General features: G+C 39.0%; 24 protein-coding genes and 2 pseudogenes. 12 read left to right on the top strand and 14 right to left on the bottom strand.

Annotated features, from left to right (window positions below; all coding sequences use genetic code 11):
• Window positions 1-442: 442 nt before the first annotated feature.
• From ACFING_RS04995 to ACFING_RS05035, 9 genes are all read right to left on the bottom strand, one after another.
• The gene (locus ACFING_RS04995) at window positions 443-820 is read right to left on the bottom strand and encodes a hypothetical protein (protein ID WP_375630087.1); all 378 of its coding nucleotides are present in this window, start codon (window positions 818-820) and stop codon (window positions 443-445) included.
• 198 nt (window positions 821-1,018) lie between these two features.
• Window positions 1,019-1,576 (bottom strand): hypothetical protein, encoded by a 558-nt coding sequence (locus ACFING_RS05000; RefSeq protein WP_375621568.1) that lies wholly within the window; start codon window positions 1,574-1,576, stop codon window positions 1,019-1,021.
• 57 nt (window positions 1,577-1,633) lie between these two features.
• Window positions 1,634-2,185, bottom strand: coding sequence for a hypothetical protein (locus tag ACFING_RS05005; protein WP_375630088.1), 552 nt, complete (start codon window positions 2,183-2,185; stop codon window positions 1,634-1,636).
• A gap of 8 nt (window positions 2,186-2,193) precedes the next feature.
• Window positions 2,194-2,712, bottom strand: a complete 519-nt coding sequence (locus tag ACFING_RS05010) for a hypothetical protein (protein WP_375621570.1) — start codon at window positions 2,710-2,712, stop codon at window positions 2,194-2,196.
• Window positions 2,713-3,067: 355 nt separating this feature from the next.
• Window positions 3,068-3,442 carry a hypothetical protein gene (locus tag ACFING_RS05015; RefSeq protein ID WP_375630089.1) on the bottom strand — a complete coding sequence of 125 codons (375 nt, stop codon included), beginning with the start codon at window positions 3,440-3,442 and terminating at the stop codon, window positions 3,068-3,070.
• A 307-nt stretch (window positions 3,443-3,749) separates the two neighbouring features.
• Window positions 3,750-4,067: a hypothetical protein gene (locus ACFING_RS05020; RefSeq protein ID WP_375630090.1), complete on the bottom strand. Its 318-nt coding sequence runs from the start codon at window positions 4,065-4,067 to the stop codon at window positions 3,750-3,752.
• A 210-nt stretch (window positions 4,068-4,277) separates the two neighbouring features.
• The gene (locus ACFING_RS05025) at window positions 4,278-4,832 is read right to left on the bottom strand and encodes a hypothetical protein (protein ID WP_375630091.1); all 555 of its coding nucleotides are present in this window, start codon (window positions 4,830-4,832) and stop codon (window positions 4,278-4,280) included.
• Window positions 4,833-4,880: 48 nt separating this feature from the next.
• Window positions 4,881-5,435 (bottom strand): hypothetical protein, encoded by a 555-nt coding sequence (locus tag ACFING_RS05030; RefSeq protein WP_375630092.1) that lies wholly within the window; start codon window positions 5,433-5,435, stop codon window positions 4,881-4,883.
• 8 nt (window positions 5,436-5,443) lie between these two features.
• On the bottom strand, window positions 5,444-5,965 hold the full coding sequence (locus ACFING_RS05035; RefSeq protein WP_375621575.1) for a hypothetical protein: 522 nt from the start codon (window positions 5,963-5,965) through the stop codon (window positions 5,444-5,446).
• 1,825 nt (window positions 5,966-7,790) lie between these two features.
• Here ACFING_RS05035 and ACFING_RS05040 point away from each other — a divergent pair.
• The 4 genes from ACFING_RS05040 to ACFING_RS05055 all read left to right on the top strand — a co-directional run bounded on the left by ACFING_RS05040 (window position 7,791) and on the right by ACFING_RS05055 (window position 13,552).
• Window positions 7,791-8,357, top strand: coding sequence for a hypothetical protein (locus tag ACFING_RS05040; RefSeq protein ID WP_375613260.1), 567 nt, complete (start codon window positions 7,791-7,793; stop codon window positions 8,355-8,357).
• Between the two features lie 1,747 nt (window positions 8,358-10,104).
• Window positions 10,105-11,049 (top strand): YopJ/AvrA family T3SS effector serine/threonine acetyltransferase, encoded by a 945-nt coding sequence (locus ACFING_RS05045; RefSeq protein ID WP_375610230.1) that lies wholly within the window; start codon window positions 10,105-10,107, stop codon window positions 11,047-11,049.
• Window positions 11,050-11,374: 325 nt separating this feature from the next.
• Entirely contained in the window at window positions 11,375-12,301 is a 927-nt protein-coding gene (locus tag ACFING_RS05050; RefSeq protein WP_375630093.1) for a YopJ/AvrA family T3SS effector serine/threonine acetyltransferase, read from the top strand.
• 324 nt (window positions 12,302-12,625) lie between these two features.
• The gene (locus ACFING_RS05055; RefSeq protein ID WP_375630094.1) at window positions 12,626-13,552 is read left to right on the top strand and encodes a YopJ/AvrA family T3SS effector serine/threonine acetyltransferase; all 927 of its coding nucleotides are present in this window, start codon (window positions 12,626-12,628) and stop codon (window positions 13,550-13,552) included.
• Between the two features lie 173 nt (window positions 13,553-13,725).
• On the opposite strand, the gene ACFING_RS05060 is transcribed toward ACFING_RS05055, so the two are convergent.
• Window positions 13,726-14,007 (bottom strand): hypothetical protein, encoded by a 282-nt coding sequence (locus ACFING_RS05060; RefSeq protein WP_375630095.1) that lies wholly within the window; start codon window positions 14,005-14,007, stop codon window positions 13,726-13,728.
• A 403-nt stretch (window positions 14,008-14,410) separates the two neighbouring features.
• Between ACFING_RS05060 and ACFING_RS05065 the strand changes: the two genes are divergently transcribed.
• From ACFING_RS05065 to ACFING_RS05080, 4 genes are read left to right on the top strand one after another with little or no spacing between them, the layout of a single operon-like run.
• Window positions 14,411-15,073, top strand: a complete 663-nt coding sequence (locus tag ACFING_RS05065) for a lysozyme (protein WP_375630096.1) — start codon at window positions 14,411-14,413, stop codon at window positions 15,071-15,073.
• Window positions 15,070-15,306 carry a hypothetical protein gene (locus ACFING_RS05070; RefSeq protein WP_375621580.1) on the top strand — a complete coding sequence of 79 codons (237 nt, stop codon included), beginning with the start codon at window positions 15,070-15,072 and terminating at the stop codon, window positions 15,304-15,306. The genes ACFING_RS05065 and ACFING_RS05070 overlap by 4 nt, the downstream gene beginning before the upstream one ends.
• Window positions 15,230-15,442 (top strand): hypothetical protein, encoded by a 213-nt coding sequence (locus ACFING_RS05075; protein ID WP_375621581.1) that lies wholly within the window; start codon window positions 15,230-15,232, stop codon window positions 15,440-15,442. The genes ACFING_RS05070 and ACFING_RS05075 overlap by 77 nt, the downstream gene beginning before the upstream one ends.
• Window positions 15,435-15,647 carry a hypothetical protein gene (locus tag ACFING_RS05080; RefSeq protein WP_375610233.1) on the top strand — a complete coding sequence of 71 codons (213 nt, stop codon included), beginning with the start codon at window positions 15,435-15,437 and terminating at the stop codon, window positions 15,645-15,647. The genes ACFING_RS05075 and ACFING_RS05080 overlap by 8 nt, the downstream gene beginning before the upstream one ends.
• 429 nt (window positions 15,648-16,076) lie before the next feature.
• Here the strand turns inward: ACFING_RS05080 and ACFING_RS05085 are convergent, their stop codons facing one another.
• Window positions 16,077-16,325: a hypothetical protein gene (locus tag ACFING_RS05085; RefSeq protein WP_375630097.1), complete on the bottom strand. Its 249-nt coding sequence runs from the start codon at window positions 16,323-16,325 to the stop codon at window positions 16,077-16,079.
• 51 nt (window positions 16,326-16,376) lie between these two features.
• On the opposite strand from ACFING_RS05085, the gene ACFING_RS05090 reads away from it, so the two are divergent.
• Complete coding sequence (locus tag ACFING_RS05090; RefSeq protein WP_375630098.1) at window positions 16,377-16,574, top strand: hypothetical protein; 198 nt, start codon at window positions 16,377-16,379, stop codon at window positions 16,572-16,574.
• A gap of 708 nt (window positions 16,575-17,282) precedes the next feature.
• Here ACFING_RS05090 and groEL read toward each other — a convergent pair.
• From groEL to groES, 3 genes and pseudogenes are all read right to left on the bottom strand, one after another.
• A pseudogene (gene groEL / locus ACFING_RS05095) lies at window positions 17,283-17,476 on the bottom strand (chaperonin GroEL); the annotation flags it as partial.
• A 73-nt stretch (window positions 17,477-17,549) separates the two neighbouring features.
• Complete coding sequence (gene groL / locus ACFING_RS05100) at window positions 17,550-19,193, bottom strand: chaperonin GroEL (protein ID WP_375606493.1); 1,644 nt, start codon at window positions 19,191-19,193, stop codon at window positions 17,550-17,552.
• Between the two features lie 58 nt (window positions 19,194-19,251).
• Window positions 19,252-19,548, bottom strand: coding sequence for a co-chaperone GroES (gene groES, locus ACFING_RS05105; RefSeq protein WP_005774667.1), 297 nt, complete (start codon window positions 19,546-19,548; stop codon window positions 19,252-19,254).
• 227 nt (window positions 19,549-19,775) lie between these two features.
• Between groES and fumC the strand changes: the two genes are divergently transcribed.
• The 3 genes and pseudogenes from fumC to ACFING_RS05120 all read left to right on the top strand — a co-directional run bounded on the left by fumC (window position 19,776) and on the right by ACFING_RS05120 (window position 23,798).
• Window positions 19,776-21,164 carry a class II fumarate hydratase gene (gene fumC, locus ACFING_RS05110; RefSeq protein ID WP_375611602.1) on the top strand — a complete coding sequence of 463 codons (1,389 nt, stop codon included), beginning with the start codon at window positions 19,776-19,778 and terminating at the stop codon, window positions 21,162-21,164.
• Window positions 21,165-22,063: 899 nt separating this feature from the next.
• Window positions 22,064-22,284: pseudogene (locus ACFING_RS05115) on the top strand (lyase family protein); the annotation flags it as partial.
• A 626-nt stretch (window positions 22,285-22,910) separates the two neighbouring features.
• Window positions 22,911-23,798, top strand: a complete 888-nt coding sequence (locus ACFING_RS05120) for an outer membrane protein (RefSeq protein WP_375630099.1) — start codon at window positions 22,911-22,913, stop codon at window positions 23,796-23,798.
• The last annotated feature ends 1,045 nt before the right edge of the window (window positions 23,799-24,843 follow it).

The raw sequence follows: 24,843 nt of genomic DNA on the forward strand, positions 1-24,843 counted from the left end.
ATAGATTTTTCGCTCTCAATATCGCTTGGTAAAACACATTTTTATGCTTGATAAAAAGAAAATAAGTTACAAGATTTTCTCTCTTTAAGAGAACAGAAACAGCAAGTAAAGTCCAAGAGCGGCCTCTCTTCACTTTCCCCTCAGCACTCAAGCAAGAATCCTACTCAAGCAAGAGCCTCAATTCTTTTCAAAACACGACACAAATATAAAAAGGCATAAAACGAGAAGTGTCCCCCATGCTCCTTAATGAACAAGTCAAAGGCAAGGCTCAATAAAAGCCCTCTTCACTTTCCTCTCAGCACTCAAGCAAGAGCACCAACTCAAGCAAGAGCCTCAATTCTTTAAAAAAACACGACACAAATATAAAAAGGCATAAAACGAGAAGTGCACCCCATGCTCCTTAATGAACAAGTCAAAAGCAAGGCTCAACAAAAGCCTCTCTTCACTTTTTCCCCTCGCTCATTTTCCCCTCGCTCATTTTCCCCTCGCTCATTTTCCCCTCGCTCATTTTCCCCTCGCTCACATCGTATAATATGACGGGAGCTCCTTTCTGCTCAACCTCTTCTTCTAATTGCCGTATCATTTTGTTCAACTGACGTGTCACGATAAAACGCATAATAAAAACAATCGGTAAGAATAAAAAAGTACAGGCAAGCATCCATGCCAGTGGCTCGAATACGACAAGAGAAACAAAGTCCTGCCCTCTCCATATCTTAACGACAGCAGTTATAACTATTGGAGCAGTCGCCATGACTGTAGAAAGATAGAATATTTTTTTATAGTCTTGCCAAACAAGAGAAAGCTGTTTTTTATCAAACATTCTGCTGCTTTTTATTTTGGGGAGTTCTGTTTTAAGGCGATATCGCGTTCATTCAGCACGCATTTCAGTTCCTTTTTCACGCGACAATAAAGCCGCGCACGCTTGATAAACAGGTAATAAATGACAACGATTGGCGCCCATATTAAAACACTTAAGAGCGTAAAACACAGGAAAGAAATGGCTATTAATGTTATAAGACTACTCGTCATTTTGTCCCCCTTCCACATTCTGCATACGCATTGCCTGATCGCGTTGTTGTATCGCTTCTTCCAATTGTGGAAGTATTTTGTTCAATTTTCTTGTTAACTTTATGCACATGATCCCAATGATCGGAGAAAAGAGAAGAACCCCTAACCATATAAGGCTCAACAGCTGCATGATAAAGGCAACACTATCATTTTTCCACCATACAAAATTTGCAATAGAGAAAGCAGATTGCAAAACAGAAAAGAGAATAAGGATAAAAAAGATTATTTTACATTCTTTTGAATAAAAAGGCAGAGATTCTTTGAAGTTAAGAAAGCGCATTTTCGCATCAAGGGTCTTATGGGCGAGATTGTGTCTTTTCATTTCTCCCAGATCATTGCGCAATTGTTGTATGGCGTGTTTTTGTTGCGTCGTACTCTTTTTCAAGCCTTGAGCGAGTTTAAAAGATAACCTGATATATTTGATCAACAGGTAAGGAAACCTGACCATAACCATAACCATTAAAATGGCAATGATAATGAACCCTAAAAAAACCAAATGCTGCATCATAATGCTCCCTTTTTTTCCCTATCGCATTGATGTGAAATCATCATTTTTATTCTCTGCTCAAACAAATGTTTCTAATTCCTTTACTGTTTCTTGCACGCCATACTGAAGGAGACTATGGAGAATTAAAATGACAGGTAAAGAAACAACAATACATGTCCAGACCCAAAACAGCAGTCGCATGACAAAATCAATAATGTGAAGCACTATCATAGGCACGTAATTGTGCAAAAAAACCGCAGATTTTGGAAGAAAAGCTGAAAAAACGACAAAACCTGTGCAAAGTGCAACCATAACGAAGGCGATAGAAAAGATCATAAAATAATCTTTTTTTGAGAGAAGCAAAGATTCTTGAAAAGAAAAGGCACGCAACTGTGTTGCAAGAACTGTCCTCTGTCCTCTACCCTCTACCTGATAATGCCCTAAATTCTGCGCTGCACCCTTTTTTAATTTTCGCTGCGTCACCAATAACAAGATTGTCCGTTTTATCAACGAATAATAAAGTGCAACGATTGTCACCACGGTAGAAAGGAATACCATAAAAATTGCAGAACAAATAAAAATTGCCGTTCCTACGTCAATCAACATTCCAATGATTAAAGAAGCGCTCACTTTTCCCCCTATTGTCTTCTGTTAAGAGATTGATTGTCTAGCTGTTGCTGCTCTGGCAAGGTTTCCCATTGTAGCATCATTTCCTTCACATCCCGTTTAAATACGGCGTTAAAGACAAAAAAGAGCGGACAAAAACCAAAAAGAACGCCAAAAATTATTTGCGGTAAGAAACATAAAAAAGCCCAAACACTATTCCACCCCGCATCAAGAACATGCTGAATTATAGGATTTTGGAAAGGGTGTTTAAGACTTTCCTGAAGTCTTTCCTGAAGACTTTCTTGTTTCATTTGTCCCAGTGCTTGGAGCTGTTCTTTGGATATAACGTGAAAAAATTCCAAAGGATCCATATAGGCAGACGCGGAAAAAAGCACCAACAAGAGGATAGCCAAACAACAAATGATGATATAATCGCCTGTTGAAAGAGCCGTCAATTTTTTGAAAGCTTCTGATTGATCCAACACTGGCTGCGATACAAAAGCCTTATCTCCCTTATGGGCAAATTGATGTTGTGATTTATCTTCGATCATACGGATACTCCCCCACTTCTAAAATTCCCACTCTTCAATATTTGATAGCACGCCACCAGCGCGGTAAATTCGCTTAGCACCCTTCTCAGAGTAATGCAAGTATTATAAATCCCCTCTACGTATTTTGTTCATTTGCCCTATACGCGCTTATACATGAAGCACTATACGTGAGGCGCTTACAAGCCACCCCCCCTATCCCCAAGGTGGTGCCCGCATATTGAAAGCCAAGCACGCGGACAAGATCAACCTCAGTCCCAGATCAACCTCATTCATTGCCTCATCAAAAACTTCCTCAAGTACACAGCATAAATGCCTTACGCTTACCTCTTCCTCAAGAAATTTCAATCCCTTTGCCTTAAAATCCACCCCTTTGCCTCAATGCCTCGTTGTCAATCTGGCCCCCCCCAAATGATAAAGCCCTAAAATGATAAGGATTAATCATTTGGCAAGCCGCCGCATGAATACCAGCGCCTCTCACAATTCCATAACCAAATTGCACAAAACCTTTTTCATCCAGAGAGAGAAACTGTCCTTCACGGTCTCGTAAATAAATAACGGTCTCGTAAATAAATAGATGTCCCTCTTTTCTTTCAATTTTCCCCCTCCACCCCAAGCTCTTTAAAAGCACTGTTACACTTTCTATGGAGCAAAACGTGTGCTTTTGGCTCACCTTCTCTATGCGTCTTGCCTCTCCACCTGCAAGAAAATGGGCTTTTTTTTCCCCAAACACCAGAATATCTTTTGCTTTAAGTATAGATTTTTCGCTCTCAATATCGCTTGGTAAAACACATTTTTATGCTTGATAAAAAGAAAATAAGTTACAAGATTTTCTCTCTTTAAGAGAACAGAAACAGCAAGTAAAGTCCAAGAGCGGCCTCTCTTCACTTTCCCCTCAGCACTCAAGCAAGGATCCTACTCAAGCAAGAGCCTCAATTCTTTTCAAAACACGACACAAATATAAAAAGGCATAAAACGAGAAGTGCACCCCATGCTCCTTAATGAACAAGTCAAAAGCAAGGCTCAACGAAAGCCTCTCTTCACTTTTTCCCCTCGCTCACATCGTATAATATGACGGGAGCTCCTTTCTGCTCAACCTCTTCTTCTAATTGCCGTATCATTTTGTTCAACTGACGGGTCACGATAAAACGCATAATAAAAACAATCGGTAAGAATAAAAAAGTACAGGCAAGCAGCCATGCCAGTGGCTCGAATACGACAAGAGAAACAAAGTCCTGCCCTCTCCATATCTTAACGACAACAGTTATAACTATTGGAGCAGTCGCCATGACCGTAGAAAGATAGCATATTTTTTTATAGTCTTGCCAAACAAGAGAAAGCTGTTTTTTATCAAACATTCTGCTGCTTTTTATTTTGGGGAGTTCTGTTTTAAGGCGATATCGCGTTCATTCAGCACGCATTTCAGTTCCTTTTTCACGCGACAATAAAGCCGCGCACGCTTGATAAACAGGTAATAAATGACAACGATTGGCACCCACAATAAAACATTTAAGACCATAAAGAACAGGAAAGAAAAGGCCATTAATGTTATAAGACTACTGGTCATTTTATCCTCCACGCCCATTCTTCATACGAATTGCCTGATCGCGTTGTTGTATTGCTTCTTTCAATTGTTGAAGTTTTTTGTTCAATTTTCTCGTTAATTTTATACACATGATCCCAATGATCGGAAAAAAGAGAAGAAGCCCAAACCATAGAATGCTCAACAGCTGCATGATAACGCCGACCATATCGCTCTTCCACCATACCAAATTTGCGACAAAGAAAGCAGATTGCAAAACAGTAAAGAGGATAAAGATAAAAAAGATTATTTTACATTCTTTTGAAGAAAGAGGCAGAAATTCTTTGAAGTTAAGAAAGCGCATTGTCGCATCAAGGGTCTTATGGGCGAGATTGTGTCTTTTCATTTCTCCCAGATCATTGCACAATTGTTGTATGGCTTGCTTTTTTTGCGTTGTACTCTTTTTCAAGTCTTGAGAGAGTTTAAAAGATAACCTGATATGTTTGATCAACCGGTAAGGAAGCCGGATCATAACCATAAACATTACAATGGCAATGATGGTGAACCCTAAAAAAGCCAAAAATTTTATAACAATAGTCACGTGTTTCCCCTATCGCATTGATGTGAAATCATCATTTTTATTCTCTTCTCAAGCAACCATTTCTAATTTCTTTATTGTTTTTTTCACGCCATAATGAAGGAGACTATGGAAGATTAAAATGACAGGTAAAGCGACAACAATACACGCACAAAACCAAAACAGCAGCTGCATGCCAAAAACGCCAACCTTAAACAATAGAGGCATATAATTGTGTAAAAAAATCACAGATTTTGGAAAAAAAGCAAAAAAAGCGAGCAAAACTGCGAAAACCACAATCACAATGAAAGCTAGAAAAAAGATGATATAATAATCTTTTCTTGAAAGTTCCAAAGATTCTTGAAAAGAAAGGGGGCTGAACTTTATTGCACAAACTGTATTTTGTCCTATGCTGACTTTCTGATTATGCCCCAAATTCTGTAATGCACCCTTTTTTAATTTCCGCCGCATCCCACACAACAATATTGTCCGTTTTATCAAAGAATAATAAAGTACCAAGATTGTCATCAGAGTAGAAAAAAGTATCATGATCTCCCCGAGAAACATGACAGTACTCCACCATACTGTGGTCAAAATTACAAAAGTACTTATAAAAGAAGCAGCCACTTATTTTCCTATTGTGTTCTGTTGAGAAATTGGTTGTCTAGCTGTTGCTGCTCTGGCAATGTATCCCACAGCTTCATCATTTCCTTCACCTCCCGTTTAGAGATAGCGTTAAAGACAAAAAAGAGTGGAAAGAACACCACAAGAACACCAAAAATCATTTGCGGCAAGAGACATAAAAAAGCCCAAACACTATTCCATCCCGCGTCACGCAAAAACACGATTGCAGGATTATTTTCAAAAGGCTGTTTCAAGATCTCCTTAATCATTTTTCGAAGATCTCCTTGTTCCATTTGTCCCAGTGCTTGAAACTGTTCTTTGGATATAACGTGAAAAAACTCCAAAGGATTCATATAGACAGTCGCGGCAAAAAGCACCAACAAGAGGATAGCCAAACACAAAATGATGACGTAATCTTTTCTTGAGAGAGCCGTCCATTTTTTGAAAACCGCACACTGATTTAACACGGGCTGTGACGCAAAAGCCGTATTTCCCTTATGGGCAGATTGGTGTTGTGATTTATCTTCGATCATACGGATATTTTCTCACTTCTAACATGCCCACTCACTCTTTGAGAACATGCAACCAGCAAAACCGGTTTATCTAGCACTCTTTTCACCATGAAACACGCGCTATAAGCCCCTTTAAGTCTATTTTTAAAATTTCTCATACGTGACAACATACAATCCCTAAACCTTACAAGCACAAATGCCATTGTATCCTCTTATCTATTACCCACACTTCAAAAGACAATGTTTCACAAAACTCAACAAGCAAAAATATTCAATCTAAGAGATATCTGATGTGTAAAGTTTACAAACAATACGCTGATTTATAACAATTTATTGTTTTTCATATTAAATGAGAACCCTAAATACCGTAGGATTGTCTTATTCCAAACCTATTCCATATTAAATCAACCCAAACCATGTCTCTTGTGCGTTACAAGCAGAAAGAGCCATATAGAGTAAAACATTAAGAAAGGATGATAAATGCCTCTAAGGAAGCGCCTCAAATGCCAAGGGCTGTCTCAACAATGAGAGCTGGCAAAATGTGTGATGCTATAGACTTTCTTCTTTACAAGCGTAAAAATGGAAGTGTGCAATAGATTTTATATTATTCAAACTTTATATGGATTTCATTGGGGACTTTATCGTTATACCCTTCATGAGCACCCTTGCAAAATGGGCAAAAGAGAGCCCTAAGACATGGCTCTTTAAAAAGCAACACAAAACAAAGTCAAACAAGCAATCGATTATCCAGTATAAAAAACGTGCGACAAACAACCTTAATCCTCATTTGAAAGCTTCTTAATCAAAAAGGCTTCATTTTAAAAATTCTTCATTAAAGATGAAATATCTCACAGCCCCTACATTTGTATAGCCCCTACATTCATCAAGGCATCTCTTATAAAAGCATCTTTTTATAAAGGCATTTTCTTCTTATAAAAACAGCCTCTTTCGATAATGCATTCCGTCCTTTAAACGACATCCCCTCGTCTTATGATGAGATCCATTAAAACGGAAAATTTTATACTCTATAAAGGATACTTATAAAGGATACACCAAACAAAATAGCGAGATCATTCACAGTTTATTTTAAGCCGATAAACGATATTTTATTTGAAAATATAGGGCATCTTATGCTATTATAATAGAATGCGGAGGTTTGCTTTTTGCCGCTCTCTGCCACTCAACAGAAGACAATATATCTCCTATAAAGGATAAAAGTATGCTTAACAGCGTGATGTATATCAAATATCTTGGGAAAGCGCCCAACAACAAAAAAATAAGAGAACCCAAATAAAAAGCTTCCAACTTAAGAAAACAATGACCTTTCAAAAGTGGAATTGAAAAATTTCCACAAAGCGCTCGTGAAAAAAGAGACAAATAATCCCATTAGAAAAAACTTCCTATTAGAAAGACGATGACATGCCCTTGAAATCCATTGTTATTTTTTCATTCACATTTGACAAAAATTTTCCTTCAATCTCTCAAGAACAGTTAAGAAATATTTAAAAAGCAAATAATCCGCTAGCAATAAAAAAATAAGCATGATAGGGGCGGAAGATAAGACTGATAGGGATAAGATAAAAAAGGTAAGAAACCACCTTAAAGATGATTTTTTCGCCCCACACCGTTGCTTTTCTTTGCATTTAAAACGCCTTTAGTATCGTTTGTTTTTTGATCTGCAACGGCTGATATTTCCCAGTATTTGCTCACTCCCCCAGTATTTTCCTCTTTTTAAGTATTTTCCCCCTCTTAAGTATTTGCTCCCCCCAATATTTGCGCCAAGTGCTTTTTACATCACTGTCCCCCATCAACAGACAGTTTCTTTTTCATTCAAATGGTTAAGTTCATGAAAATACGTAAAAAACGCGGTAGATCGAAAATAACAGGAAAGCGAGAGCCCAATAGCTGTATTTCACGTGCCCAAAATTCCAGCGAATCTGCGCTTCAATCTGCGATTGAAATGCGTGCAAAACACTTTGGTTTAAGCCTCGAAGAAGCGAAAAATCCGCTTGTCGGAACCTATATTGGGCGTCTTTGTTTGCTTGGCTATAAAGAGGCTTCATCAGGCATCAGTAAAGAGCAATATGACACGGCGCAACAATACTTGCAAATTAGAAACGACTATTTATGTGCAAAAGGTTTACCAAACGGTTATTATGATGGTTTTACGCACAGCGCATCAGATGAGAAAGCAAAAAAGCAATGGGTCCAAAGAGCAACGGAACACTATGAAGCTATGCAAGAAGCGATTAAAGAAGCACAATATCTACATCGTCAACACAACTTCCATGCGGCATTACACTATCTTGTTATAGAAGATCAACCGCTGCCTAATCTTGTTGGTTCGTTGCGTATTATTCTTGATGCCCTTTATAAACATTTTGACAGTTCTACCCAAAAGAGCCTTGGCTAAAACACCCATCATTTCCTCCCCCTCACAGGATAAAGATTCTCCCCCTCCTTTTATAACATGCCTCTTTATAACCAACCAGCGCCTTTATAAAGGCCCCCTTTGGCAGGGTGCACTTGAGATCCACTGAACTTGCCCTTTCATAGAATTAACAAGCTTAAAGCGCATAACAAACAAGCTTAAAAATATCCACCACGCCCTTTAAAAAAATACTTCAACCTGTCAAAGAAACTTAACCTTATATCTACCCATGCCTCACTTAACCATGCCTCAAAGGACAATAATTCACGGCATATTCACGGCATGGGCAGGATAAATATTGCCCCCTCTTTAAAAAACAGCAACATTCTTCCCTCTACCCCCATTGTAACAAACCACCCTCATCATACACTTCACCCAATATCGCGACATCCTTAGCTCTTCAGACAATTCATTATCGTCATTTTACGTCTTTTCTTGTACAATTCTATATGGCTCTTCTGATCTTATGACGGACAAGAGCTATGGCTTTTATTTCAGCATAATCTGGGTTTCTCATTCAAGATAAATAACGATAAAATATCCACTATAAATCAATAGCTTATCATTAAAACAACCCGTTGATTTTTGACACAATTAAAAGCATCATCCCTTAAACGAAAGAAAAAGCCCCTACCAACAATCTCCTCCCTCATCAACAACTGCACCGATAACCCTCCACACCTATCACACCACCACTAATACGACAGCCAGCACAGCCCCAATCACCCCCACAAATCGCCAACACCTAAAGCTTTGCCCCGCAACACCTTCCAACCACCGCCTTCCTAATTCCATCAATAAAATACCACGGATTTCAAAACCACAATTCTCCCTTCACCTTTCCCCTCCTTTCTCAAAGGAGAAAAAGCATTTACTCAATAAATCTTTATACAGAAACCTTTAGAGACCCCAACAGCCACTCGAAGAGCCATCACGCCTCTAAGCACCCACGAGTCCCCCACCTCGTCATCCCCTCGGAACACCCCCTGCGCAATACCTAAAGCTTTGTTCCACAAACACCTTCCAACCACCGCCTTCCTAATTCCATCAATAAAATACCACGGATTTCAAAACCACAATTCTCCCTTCATCTTGTCCCCGCCTTTCTCAAAGGAGAAAATGTTTTTTGCCACATCAAAAACTTTTCCATTAAAACAATATATTTTGCTGCATAGCCAATGAATGAGCTTTTTTCTGTAGATTTTTTCCCGCGATAAAGGAGGAAAAATAATCGTTTTGCGGTTGACAGAATATGAAAAATCGTATTTAATGATGGGTGCGGCAAGGGGTTTTCTGTGTCCAGATTTCATCGTAAAATTTTCGCATTATCATAGACTATTATAAGTTATTATAAACTGTTATAAAACAGTGTGTTTCGCGACAATGTTTAAAACTTTACGGTTTGAAGGTATCTTTCGTCCTTTTCTGACTGTTTTCTTTTGCATTACACAATTTGCATCACCAACAACTCTATAATTTTGAGATTTTCAAAACAAGTGGTATTCAATAAGGGCTCTCAATAGAACGCCCTAATAATCCCCCCATAAAATACCAATATCATACATCACAGCAATGATGAGCAATACACGCATATAAATATGAAAACAGCATTATTATGCTCTCATCGCCTCACCTTTCAAGATGCAAAGGCTTGTTTTTCAAAACATTGTTTAGCCAGAATTGAAGAAGATAATATCACTTATCGATCATCAACATAGAGGCTAAGATTATGAAGCCACAAGATTCTCCCCCACCACATTCCTCACAAACCCCAGAAGGTGCAAGTGCACCTGAAGGGGCGCATGCAAATGCATCATTAGACACTCTTACTGCACATTTAGAACGGCTTAACATTGAAAAAATAAAAAACACCCCTTTTAATCGTGCGGAATTAAAAGATATTATTGCCGGTTTAGAAAAGCATAATGCCGATGGCAGTTGGATCAAAAATTATTATGATATTTTAGATCTGTACATGATGCCAGCCTTGGTCGATCAAGCAAATCGTAAATATCCAGAGATGAATCTCAAACTTACAAGCCCCCCTGACGGCTTTGCCCTTGCACTCAAAGAAACGCTCGAAAAGGGCATAAAATCTTCTAGGCTGATCGTTAACGCACAAGATAGGGGAATTCATTTTGCGGTTGTCGATCATCAAACCATTGATAATAAAACATCTTTGATCTTTTTTGAACCGACCTTACTGCGTGACACGCTTCCCGCATTACTTGCATTAAGAACGCGACAATCCATTGAACATCACCAATTTCCGAATATTCATTTTGCCATGGTAGAAATGGATATTCAACGAAGCTCCTCTGAATGTGGGATGTTCAGCTTAAGCCTTGCCAAAAAGCTTTATCTCGAAGCTCAAAAATTAGAAAGACTACACAAAGATAATATTAAGGGTGTGTTATGTGAACCAGACACGCCTTTACCTGCTGAAAAATTAGATCCATATCTTCCAGCTCGTTTATACAAACACGTGCAAGGCAGAAGACGTCTTGGGGAATATCTAAAAGCCAATCCAGAAGCAGCACAGGAGAAAGTAAACAAAAAAGGCGAAACTCTAACCGAAAGATTTGAGAGAAGCTTGGTAGCAACAGAGACAAAAACTGTTTCTGTTTCACAACACAGAAAAAGAGCCACAGAATACAAATCTCTAATGATGTAATAAGCGTTTTGGCCATAGCCATATTCCACATTCACAAAGAATGAAGCTCTGCGGCTTTACGGTAAGGCATAAATTGCTGTTAGCAAATCTTCTTTTGAGGTAAAGATGCAAACAGTAAGCAACGTGACCTCTTAAAAGACAAAAAGATACCTTACCTTTGACTCTGAAAAGCAGGGGATTTTTTCTTTCGTAACAAAATTTTTTAAAATAAAGATGATTTCATCTCTTTGTTTTTTTTAGATAAAAATCTTTCCTGCAAACATTGTTTAGCCAGAATTGAAGAAGATAATATCACCTATCGATTATCAATATGGAGGCTAATAGTATGAAGCCACAAGATTCTTCCCTCCCTCATTCCTCACAAACACCAGAAGGAGCAAGTGCAAATGCATCGTTAGACACTCTTACTGCACATTTAGAACAACCCAGTAGCGAAAAAGGCAAAAATATCCCATTCAATCGTGAAGAATTAAAAAGTATCATTGCCCGTTTAGAGGATGATATCTCAACGGGTCGTTGGTTCACAGCTGATTATGCAAGTACAGACCTTAAACTAATGCCAGCCTTGGTCGATCAGGCAAATCGTAAATATCCCGACATGCGTCTTCAATTGGCAGCGTCATCTCACGACTTTGCCCTTGCACTCAAAGAAGCCATCGAAAACGGCGTTCAATCTTCTAGATTTATCATTCACACAAAGGACAGGGGAATCCATTTTTCAGTGATTGATCATCAAACCATCGATGACAAAACCTCCGTGATATTTTTTGAACCTACAACACTCAACAATATGAAACCAGCAGTGCTGGCATTAAGAACACAATTGGCTCTTAAAGCGCATGAGTTGCCCAATTGTTCTTTTGCCATGGTAGAAATGGATATTCAGCGAAGCTCTTCTGAATGTGGAATGTTCAGCTTAGCGCTCGCTAAAAAGCTTCATACCGAATCTCAAAAATTAGAAAGACTGCATAAGGATAATGTTAAGGGTGTATTATGTGAACCAGATACACCTCTATCTCCTGAAAAGTTAGATACATATCTTCCAACCTCTTTTTACAAACACGTGCAAGGAAGAAGACGTCTTGGGGAATATCTAAAAGCCAATCCAGAAGCAGCACAGGAGAAAGTAAACAAAAAAGGCGAAACCCTAAACGAGAGGTTTGAGAGAAGCTTGGTAGCAACAGAGGGAAAAACTGTTTCCGTTTCACAACACAGAAAAAGAGCCACAGAATACAAATCTCTAATGATGTAATAAGCGTTTTGGCCATAGCCATATTCCACATTCACAAAGAATGAAGCTCTGCGGCTTTACGGTAAGGCATAAATTGCTGTTAGCAAATCTTCTTTTGAGGTAAAGATGCAAACAGTAAGCAACGTGACCTCTTAAAAGACAAAAAGATACCTTACCTTTGACTCTGAAAAGCAGGGGATTTTTTCTTTCGTAACAAAATTTTTTAAAATAAAGATGATTTCATCTCTTTGTTTTTTTTAGATAAAAATCTTTCCTGCAAACATTGTTTAGCCAAAATTGAAGAAATAATATCATTTATCAATCATCAATATAGAGGCTAAGATTATGAAGCCACAAGATTCTTCCCTCCCTCATTCCTCACAAACACCAGAAGGAGCAGGTGCAAATGAATCTTTAGAAGACCTTATTGCACGTTTGATGCAAAGTTCCATCCAAACAGAAGAAGAACATGTTGCACCGAGTTCTGACGAATTAAAAGATATTATTACAGGCTTAGAAGATGATCTTGTCACCGGCCGTTGGATTAACGCTTATTATGAAAACACAGATATTAGATTGATGCCGGCTCTCGTAGAAAAAGCAAACAGCAAATATCCAGAAATGAATCTCAAATTGGCTCTTACAGCAGAAGAGTTTTCGCACGCCCTAAAAGAAGTCGTTGAGAGCGACGCAAAATCTGCCCGATTTATAGTAAATTCGGGAAGCAAAATCCACTTTGCCGTCCTTGATTATCAAAAAGTTGATGAGAAAATCTCTTTGATTATGCTTGAACCTACAACATTTCAGAATATCACAGCTTGCAAACTAGGGATAAAAATAAATCAAACCCTTCAATGTCTTCAACTGCCTCCTTATTCTTTTACCACGGCAGAAATGGATATTCAGCGAAGCTCTTCTGAATGTGGGATGTTCAGCTTAAGCCTTGCCAAAAAGCTTCATCTTGAATCTGATAAATTAGCAAGATTGCACAAAGATAATGTTAAGGGTGTATTATGTGAACCCAACTCATCTTTATCTGCTGAAAAGTTAGATTCCTATCTTCCAACCACTTTTTATAAACATGCGCAAGGAAGAAGACGTCTAGAACAATATTTAAAAGTCCATCCGGAAGCTGAACATGAAACAGTCAACAAAAAAGGCGAAACCCTGAGGGAGAGATTTGAAAAAAACTTAAAAACAACAGAGGGAAAAACTGTTTCTATTTCCTCCCACCAAAAAAGGCTCACTGAATACAAATCTTTAACGATGTAAGTGAGGCTTTTTCCATATTCCTATTCATCAAAGAACGAAGAGAGGCTACTTTACGGCTAAGATTTCTCTAAGCAAACCAGCTTTTGCGCTCATAAAACAAAAATAGCCAACAACTTTCCTCTTAAAGAAAAAGCACCATTGTCCTATAAAAACCAGCCCCTCTTAAAATTGTATCAAAATTCCACAGCTCTTGTTAGCCCAAAGCTCTGTGTAACAATGAGACTCTTTGGATAAGCAAAACGTTTGATACATAAAATATTTAATGCTTTCGTCTTCAGTAAAAGCATATGTCTTGTTTTTCTGAGAGTATCCACTTCGTATCTCAAACACCCCCACATCAATGCCATACGACCAAACAACCGCAATAGACCACACTTATCGTGCATCAACCCAACAGCTTCCCGCACCCCAAGAAGGGCTCCATCAAAAACACCAGGACAAGCTCTTAAAATCAACAACCTCTCTTAACGGAAAACACCAGCCCAACTATTTACCCCTCTTTGCCAACTATTTACCCCACTTGCCCAACCATTATCCCACTTACCCAACTATTATCCCACTTGCCCAACTATTATCCCACTTGACCAACCATTATCCCTCTTGCCCAACCATTACCCCTCTTTGCCAACTATTATCCCTCTTGCCCAACCATTACCCCTCTTTGCCAACCATTACCCCTCTTTGCCCAACTATTATCCCTTTTGACCAACCATTCCCCCATTTCCTAAGATGTCATAACCAACCTTTTGATTTCATAAAAGTTTCACATCTCTTCTGTTTTTGAAGCGTGAAAAAATTCATTTTTAATCTGTCAACCAGCCTCACGTTAACGTGAGGCTTTATTTTATGGAGAAGCAAATGAGAAAAATATCTAAAGCAGGGCTTGCGCTCATTAAACAATGGGAAGGATTGCGTTTACAAGCCTATAAAGATGCCATCGGGGTGTGGACAATTGGCTATGGCCATACCAGCGCGGCTGGCAAACCGTTCGTTCACAAGGGCATGATCATTACTGAAAAACAAGCAGAAGAAGTTCTTTCTCAAGATTTAAGACAGTTTGAGAATACCGTTGAAAAACATGTGACGGTTTCTTTAACGGATGAACAATTCGCCGCGCTCGTATCGTTTTGCTATAATATAGGAACATCGGCTTTTTGTAATTCGACCCTGCTCAAAAAACTCAATAATGGCGAATATGAAGCCGTCCCTTCTGAGTTACAAAAGTGGACTAAAGCAGGAGGAAAACGTCTTCACGGTTTAGTGCACCGTCGTGCAGCAGAATCGGGATTATGGGCAAAAGGGGCTTATGTTTCTCCCAACTACCAAACTGTAGAAACGCAAGCTCCAATGGGATTTTTCAAAGCAGAAGCGCTTACACCGATTATTGGTTCTTTTTCTGGACTTGGGGGCTTATTGGCAGGCAATGGTCCCATCCAATGGGCATTAGCAACCATTATGGTTTTAGCCGCCTGCGTTGGCATTTTCTTTGTGGCAAAACGGTTTCGGGAGCAGCGCTTATGATGTGGTGGTTGAAAAAAAATCTGATGATAACAGGAGCGGCTCTGACCGCTTTTTTTATCGCTTTAGCGAAAGCTTTCACTCTTGGAAAGAAGGTTGAACAACAAAAGCAAATAGAAAAAACGCTAAAGTCATCAACAACACGGCTAGAGGTGGAAAATGCAATTAATCAAAAAAGTGATGCTGATGTACGCGCTGCTCTTACTCACTGGTTGCGCGATAAAAACAATCAATGAGCCTTTTTCTTGCGTTGGTTGGATGCCCATTTATTTAGACAAAAAAGATCTCAATGTCATCAGTTCAAATCTCGCAAGAGATATTTTAAAGCATAACAAACAAGGGGAAGGCTTGTGTGGGTGGAAACATGGCTAGAAAAAAAACAGAAAAACAAACAGAGCTTACAGAAAAGGAAAAAGAAGTCCTACAAGAAATCATCACAACGTATAAAAGTGTAAAAATGATGTCACGCTATACGAAATGGATTATATTCATCATTTTCTTATTAGCACTTGATTTTTCACGGATCGTAGATGTGCTGGGAAGTATTTTTACACAAAAATCGAATATTCAGCTCTAAAATAAATAAAAAACGTGAGACGTGTTAAATCTTTTAAATATAAAAAGCCATTCGTTATTTTTTGAAAACATGGAGATTTTATTGATGATTTTTCATGTCTCACGAGAAATTTTTACACGCCTCACAAACGTCGTGCTCTTCACAAACGCTTTCATGAAATGAATTTAAGGGCATGAAGAGAGATTTTTAACCAACGCGTAAGTCAGCAACTTTGGTAACATAAGAAAAGGATCATACCAACATACATTTTTTTAATAAACTATTGATATCCAAATGATTTTATACTCTTCATAAATAACATTGCCAAGAATTTGTATTAAAAGACATTTCTTTTAAAGAAGCGCATAAACAAGCAATGTAATGGTAGCCTTACATAAAGCCTCTCATCTTTACGTTGAATAAAAAAGCAAGCCGGCTCCTCCCACCCTCTCAATGCCCTGCCTCCCAATGCCCTGCCTCCCAATACCCTGCCTCCCAATGCCCTGCCTCCCAATACCCTGCCTCCCAATTTCCCCCTCCCAATGCCCTGCCTCCCAATACCCTGCCTCCCAATTTCCACCCTCTCAATGCCCTGCCTCCCAATGCCCTGCCTCCCAATACCCTGCCTCCCAATACCCTGCCTCCCAATTTCCCCCTCCCAATTCCCTGCCTCTCAATTCCCTGCCTCTCAATTTCCACCCTCTCAATTCCCTTATGTTCTATGCATAAAGGTCAAGTTGAAGAGAATATATGGAAAATCCTTGGCTCGAAAATATGAAAAGAAGGCATGAGGCTACAACAAAATTTCGCGTGCCTTTATCATCAGAAGCATTAAAAATTCTAACACAAGCACGCCTACTGTCTTGTCATGATTTTTTTCGGCTAACTGTCATGGTCCCCTTAGTTCAAAAATTGCTCCCCACTCAAGAATTTTCTGTCACAATATAGGCAACAAACAGAACTTGAGTATAACAACATGGGTTTGGCTCCAATTTAGGTGATGAGCTTACCGAAGAAAAGATGAGAGCAAGGCGAAAAATTAGCTTTTGTCTTTAAGCTTCTGAAATGGGGCAGTCTCCCCATTTCAGAGATCAACGAAACAGAGAGATGCTTATTCTCCTATGCAAAAGCTTGAAATACCAGCATCTTATTCATAAAAAACAAACCAGCCCCATCATGCTCTTTTCAACTCTGTCTTTCCAACGCTCAATAGGTACTAACTCTTAACTACTGACTCTTTTTAACTACTGACTTTTAATGATTGCGTTGGTTCATAAAAACCGTAGTGACCTCTCACCTTATGAAGCACAAACCCAGGATTTTTTAACGATGCATGCATAAACCTGAAATGAAAAAACAGAACTGTATTAGGAATAAATAATTATAAATCAAATAGTTATATTTTTATTAGCACAATATTTTCAAAGGAAACCACGATCCCCGCACAATAGAAACATTTTTCATAAAAACAAGAGAAAAAGCTATGGATTAAGAGTGAAATTCATTCACAATAACGGTAGATCAACCAGAGGAGAATAGAACAATCCTATAAGATAAAGAAACTATCATAAAAGGAAAAACTGTATGAAACGTGAAAAAGCATAAAAAAAACGGGCACAGAAGACCCGTTTCTTTATTACGTCTATGGAAAAGAGCTTAGAAATCCATTCCACCCATTCCACCAGCAGGCATCGGAGGCATTAGTGTATCTTTCTTTGGAACTTCAGCGACCATTGCTTCTGTTGTGATCAGAAGGCTCGCAATTGAAGCCGCATTCTGAAGAGCAGAACGCAAAAACTTTCACGGGATCAACAATTCTTGAAAGCAATCAAATCACCAAATTCACCGGTTGAAAAACATGAAAAGCATAAAAAAAACGGGCACAGAAGGCCCGTTTCTTTATTACTTCTATGAAATAAGAGCTTAGAAATCCATTCCGCCCATTCCACCCATTCCGCCAGCAGGCATCGGAGGCATTGGTGTATCTTTCTTTGGAACTTCAGCAACCATTGCTTCTGTTGTGATCAGAAGGCTCGCAATTGAAGCCGCATTCTGAAGAGCAGAGCGCACAACTTTCACAGGATCAACAATTCCCAAAGCAATCAAATCACCGAATTCACCAGTTGCGGTATTGTAACCATAAGTGTCAGCATTATTTTCCAGCACTTTGCCCACAATAATAGCGGCTTCTTCACCAGCATTGCTTGCAATCTGGCGCGCTGGTGCTTGTAGAGCACGACGAACGATACTAATACCAGCTTCTTGGTCAGGATTACTTCCCTTAACGGTCAACGCATTTGCTGCACGCAACAATGCGGTACCACCACCAGCAACAATACCTTCTTCAACAGCAGCACGTGTTGCATTCAAAGCATCATCAACACGGTCTTTCTTTTCTTTCACTTCAACTTCTGTTGCACCACCCACACGGATAACAGCAACACCACCAGCGAGTTTAGCAAGTCTTTCTTGCAATTTTTCACGGTCATAGTCAGAAGTTGTTTCTTCAATCTGAGCCTTGATTTGATTGACGCGAGCAGTAATTTCAGCCTTTTGTCCAGCACCATCAATAATGGTGGTGTTTTCTTTAGAAATATTCACTTTCTTTGCACGTCCAAGCATATCCAAAGTGACATTTTCAAGTTTAATGCCCACATCTTCAGAAATAACCTGTCCGGATGTCAAGATAGCGATATCCTCTAACATTGCTTTACGACGGTCACCAAATCCAGGAGCTTTTACAGCAGCAATTTTCAAACCACCACGCAATTTGTTGACAACGAGCGTTGCCAAAGCTTCACCTTCCACATCTTCAGCAATAATGAGAAGTGGTTTTCCAGACTGAACAACAGCTTCAAGCACAGGAAGAAGAGATTGCAAATTAGACAATTTCTTTTCGTGAATGAGAATGTAAGGATCATCAAGATCAGCGACCATTTTCTCAGCATTTGTGACAAAATAAGGGGAAAGATACCCACGGTCAAATTGCATTCCTTCAACGACTTCTAATTCCGTTTCAGCGGTTTTAGCTTCTTCAACGGTAATGACGCCTTCATTGCCCACTTTTTCCATAGCATCAGCGATCATTTTACCGATTTCAGCAGCGCCATTAGCGGAAATTGTTCCCACCTGTGCAATTTCTGCTGAAGTTTGAATTTTTTTTGCTTTTTTGAAGAGGTTTGCCACCACTTCTTCAACAGCAGCATCAATCCCACGTTTAAGATCCATTGGGTTCATGCCCGCAGCAACAGCTTTAACACCTTCTTGCACAATAGCTTGTCCTAAAACAGTTGCTGTTGTTGTTCCATCACCAGCGATATCATTGGTTTTAGAAGCAACTTCGCGCAACATTTGTGCACCCATATTTTCGAACTTATCTTCCAGTTCGATTTCCTTTGCAACGGATACACCATCTTTTGTGATACGAGGCGCACCGAATGATTTATCAATCACCACATTGCGACCTTTAGGGCCGAGTGTCACCTTAACAGCATTAGCAAGGATGTCGACACCGCGCAACAAACGCTCACGCGCTTCACGGCCAAATTTGACTTCTTTAGCAGCCATTTAATTTCTCCTTGGAGTTTTCTCAAAATAGTACACAATGAAAAACTAAGTGCTTCAATTAGCCCATAATTCCCATAATGTCAGATTCTTTCATGATGAGGAGGTCTTCCCCATTAATCTTGACTTCAGTTCCAGACCATTTTCCAAACAAAATACGGTCTCCTGTTTTGACTTCTAAAGGCACGCGCTTTCCGTTATCATCGAGAGCGCCATTGCCAACAGCAATCACTTCGCCTTCTTGGGGTTTTTCTTTTGCTGTATCAGGGATGATAATCCCACCAGCCGTTTTATTTTCAGATTCAACCCGACGGACAACGACACGGTCGTGAAGTGGGCGGAATTGTATATTAGCCATGTTTTAAATCCTTAAAACTGAACATAATTGAATTAATCTTAAAAGTTCTTGCTAGCACTCTCAAATTACGAGTGCTAGCATGTGTTAGATATAAAATCGGCATCTCTCAATGTCAAGAATAGCCATAAAAATAATTTCTCTAAATGAAGCTTCAAAGTCTTGCCTCTTATTGCACTTTCGCGTTATCTATCTTTTTTGAGAACCCGTGAACAAAAAAGGATCTTATCATGGTTGAAACACGTCAGGAAACGGATAGCTTTGGAACGATTTCGGTACGTCAAGATCGTTATTGGGGCGCACAAACTGAACGTTCTCTGCATAATTTTAATATTGGCAGTGAAAAGCAGCCTCTTGCCATCATCTATGCCTTAGTCCTTGTCAAAAAAGCAGCAGCGATTGTAAATATGGGCAAAGGAAAACTACCAGAAAATATTGGAAAAGCAATTATTGCCGCCGCTGATGAAGTGCTTGCTGGCGATTTTGATACGCATTTTCCACTGTCCGTCTGGCAAACAGGTTCTGGCACACAAAGCAATATGAATGTCAATGAAGTCATTGCTAATCGTGCTAGTAAGATTTTGGGAGGAAAACTTGGAAGCAAAAAACCAGTTCATCCCAATGACCATGTCAACATGAGCCAATCATCGAACGATTCCTTTCCCACGGCGCTTCACATTGCCACCACGTTGCAAACACGCCAACACTTACTGCCAATCCTTGAAGCTCTTATTGCGACATTAAAACAAAAAGAGCAAGAATTTGCAGATATCATTAAAATCGGCCGCACCCATACGCAAGATGCAACCCCTTTAACCTTAGGGCAAGAATTTTCAGGCTATCGTGCCGCATTAGAAGCCAATTTTCAGCGTATTGAAAATGCTCTAACCGATGTCCAAATGCTTGCTCAAGGTGGTACGGCTGTTGGCACAGGGCTGAATGCGCCAAAAGGTTTTGACGTTGCTTTTGCGCAAACAGTGAGCACTCTCACAGAAATAACGTTCCAAACTGCCAGCAATAAATTTGAAGCACTTGCCCATCATGGTGCCCTTGCGCATTTCCACGGGAGCTTGAATGCTCTCGCTGCTGATCTGTTTAAAATTGCCAATGACATTCGGTTTTTAGGCTCTGGTCCACGTTCCGGTTTAGGGGAACTCAGTCTTCCTGAAAATGAACCCGGATCTTCTATTATGCCCGGCAAAGTCAACCCCACGCAATGTGAAGCCTTAACCATGGTCGCATGCCAAGTTTTTGGTAATCACACCAGCGTAACCTTTGCCGCAAGCCAAGGACATTTTGAACTCAACGTTTATAAACCTGTTATTGGCTATAACGTTTTACAATCAATTACCCTTCTTGGTGATTGCATGCGTTCTTTTGATATGCATTGCATTCAAGGATTACGGGCCAATCGTGTTCATATTCACTCACTCATGGAGCGCTCACTCATGTTAGTCACAGCTCTTGCACCAGAAATTGGCTATGAAAAAGCTGCTGAAATTGCCAAAGCAGCGCATAAAAATGATACAACTTTGCGCACCGAAGCATTAAAAGCAGGTGTTTTTGTAGAGGATTATGACCGATTAGTTGATCCTAAAAAGATGATTGCTCCCCAATAAACAACCCACTAAAAAAGATGCAAACATCTTAAAACAAATCTTTCTGTCAAAAGATCGGGGTGTAAACACCCCGATGATGACCGATAACAATTACCCACAGCGTTCATTTTAGGCTCTGATCCGCATTTATGCTATGGGTGTTTTTGTTGCTTATATTGTACTTAAAAGGCACAACGGTTTTGCAAAGGCATGGATAGTCATAGCTCAACACCCAATGGCTATACTGGCAGAAAGTGATTTAAATGGATATGACCTTAAGGTGTTTTTCATTCTAGCTTCGCGTTTTGATTTTGAAAATCTATTAGCTATCAACCAAACAGAATGAGCTCAAAAAAAATCGGTATTAATAGACATAATTTCAATCAAAGTATAAAAAGATTAATGAATTCATCGTAGTTACGCTTTACAATGTTATCATTATTGATAACATTGGGTAGATAACTCTTATCTCAATGAGATAATGTGTTTATTTATAATGATAATCTAGCGTTATCCATATTGAACGAGAATCCTAAATACCGTAAGATTTTCTCATTTTAAATCGGTCCCATGTTGCATCAATCAAAATCACTGACTTGCACATCACAAACGCAATGAATGTATGAATAGAAATTGTATCCGATAAGGACTACAAACGCCTCTAATGAACCACCTCAAGTGCCAAGGACTGTCACAACGGACAAAGGGGCCTCTTGTCACAACATTGTGGAGAGGACTGTCACAACAACCCCACGAACTGGCAAATATAGTAATGGTACCGGCGTGCTCCTTTATGAAGCGTAAAAGAGATGCTCAATAGATTTATTATTATATCATTCACAATCGCTGTCATGAAATGGGTTTAGGAACATTGAGAAATGTCTCTTTTATGAAGCGTGAAGATGGGGGTGCTCAATAGAGGAACAGCTGTTGGAACAAAATTCAATGCACCGAAAGGTTTTGACCTTTGCTGAAACAATCCGCCCTCTGACGGGGATATCCTTGACAACTCGCAAGAAATTGGAGGCTTTTGCCCATTATAGCGCCCTCACCCATTTCCACAAAAACCTGAATGGTACGCGCTAATCTCTTTAAAATCGCCAACGACTTTCAGTTTTTAGGCTCTCATCCACGTTCTGGCTTTAAGTGAACGGAACGGAGAGTTTATCCGTTTTACATGGCGCATAAGAAACCTCATGAGACTTGAGATTCTCGCACTTTACTCCTTCTTATTCTTCGTATTCCATTCAATCAATCAAAACTATTCGCTTGGATTATCATAAGCAAAAGTGGCATATAGATAAAAAAGAAATAAAGTCGCTCATCCCCTCAAGTGCTCAAAAGGCTATCGCAATACAAAGCTATGCAATATCAGAAACGAGCAAAGAATATGATGGTGCCAATATGCATTTTTTACGATCAATTGAATATGTAAGCACATTGATGTCAATCATAATGGATAATACATTTAATAACAAAAAGTGTTTTAATATATATAAAATAATGTTTTTTTAATAAGTAAAAAGCTTATTTACTATACTATAATTTTTTCTAAAACACAGAGAACACTGAAGGCGTATAAAAAAATCCTGAAAAATCAATATAAACCCAGCATAATAGCATGAAAACAAGTTTTAAGAACGCTTAAATATGGATAATTATAGAGTTTTTGAGTGTTTTAGTTTTCATAATGATATTAAGTATAGATTTTTTTAACCAATTTGTATATAATACGATTTGTATCTGAAATAAATTGGGGACGTTTTTATGAAAACAAAATGTTTAGTTGCACTATCTATTTTCACCTTCATTACCGCTTCAACAGCGCAAGCAGCAGATACGGTAATCTTTAAGCAATCAGAACCGAAGGTTTCATTGCAAGATGTTTCATCGTCACGTATTTCACCGGTTACTGTTTCTGCGCCTTTTTCTTGGTCTGGTTTTTATTTTGGAGGACAAATTGGATATTTTTCCAATAAAAATACTCTAAATTACGCACAAGAAGCCAGGGACGGAAAATGGGCTTTGGTTGATAGAGATTTATCACCGAAACTATCAGGATTGAGAGCAGGTTTGTATGCAGGTTCTAATATTGATCTGGGAGATCTTGTTTTCAGTTTTGATACCGACATGGTCTGGTCTGGGAGGAAAAGCACCCAAACAGACAATGGAAAGAAAATTCTAGATGAATCAAACTCCATTAACATTGCCTTTAAAAAAGCTGGGATTCCTATCATAAAACCTGCAGCTCAGGGTGAAACGATATCCAACTATGGTGACATTGTTGTTAGCAGTGTAACATTGAAAGAAACGTGGTCTGGTGCCACGCGCGCGCGCATTGGTTTTGCTTCCCATCGTCTTATGCCTTATATTGCAGGGGGTATAGCCTATAGACAGATGCAATATATCATGTCACTTTTATCAAAATCGCAAGAAGATTCGACAATTTTTGCTTCTGGCAATGTGTTAGATGAGACAAAAACAATGTTTGGTTACACTGTTGGTGGTGGTTTTGATCTTGCAATGACAGATAATATCATTATGCGGACAGAATATCGTTATTCAGATTTTTTTAAAAAGAAATTTGCAAACGATAACCTTAAAATCTCTTCTCAAACGCATGATGTTCGCTTTGGTATCGCTTATAAATTCTAAGTTTTGTAGAAAAATTGAACGATTAAAAAACCCTGTTAAAAACGGGGTTTTTTAATGCCCCTTTCCCCCTAAAAAGACGTAGATTCTAAAAACCTGTACTAAACTTTAAACAAATAGTCACGAAACAATAAAGCCTCTCCCTCTCTTAAAGCAAGCTCCTATCCTCTCAGCCTTTCATGTAATGCCTTTGGAATATAAAGCTTTACCATCATACCACTGGGCGCCATCGTAAAATAAATGAGAGCCGTTATTTAAGAGATATTTCTTTAAAATAAATATAGATATTGTGCATCAATTGCAGTTTTATAAGATGATGTTGACTTGGCCTCCCCGCTCTTAAAGGATAAAGATTCTAAAAACCCATTTTTAAACACCCATTTTTAAACACCATGTCCGTTTATAAAAGCACAAAAACCCTTGGAGACTCTTGGGGGATATTGGGCGGGCTTCTTTGGGCTCCTCCTCATGGAATGCCCTTAAATCTCAAGCAAGACAAACACTGAAGAATATCCAACACACACCGAAAAAAATACTGTAACGTTTCAAGGAAGTATGCCCTATATGACCACACTTCAAACGACAGTATTTTACCGCTATTGTATGCCAGAGTGGAGAGAGGATATTGCGGTTCTCTGTTTATGTAATTTCTATAACGGGGAGACAGCTTCATTTAGGGAGCACATGAAGTTGTCAAGGTAAAAACCAATTTCCAATCTTACCATTTCCCTCTGCTTTACGACTTTCAAAAGCCTCTAAAGCATAATCTTTTAAGCCTCTCATGCTCCTGTCTTTTAAAGAGAGGAGATTACACATTGCCCCATGTTTTTGTTTCTCACATATCTTTTTGGCGATCACGCCCCTCATGTCATACGACAACGCTTCAAACCAAACACACTCAAATCCAAGATACTTGGATTGCCAATTCACATGCGTGTTTTAAAGAAACAGCTCTCAAAACCCTCAAGCCCATTTTGCGACAGCACCTACAAGAATATAAAATCTATAGAGCACCATCTCTACACTTCATAAAAATGCAAGCTGGCAC

Origin of the sequence: Bartonella sp. AP150HLJHH (assembly GCF_042196385.1) — a bacterium.
Lineage (GTDB): Bacteria > Pseudomonadota > Alphaproteobacteria > Rhizobiales > Rhizobiaceae > Bartonella.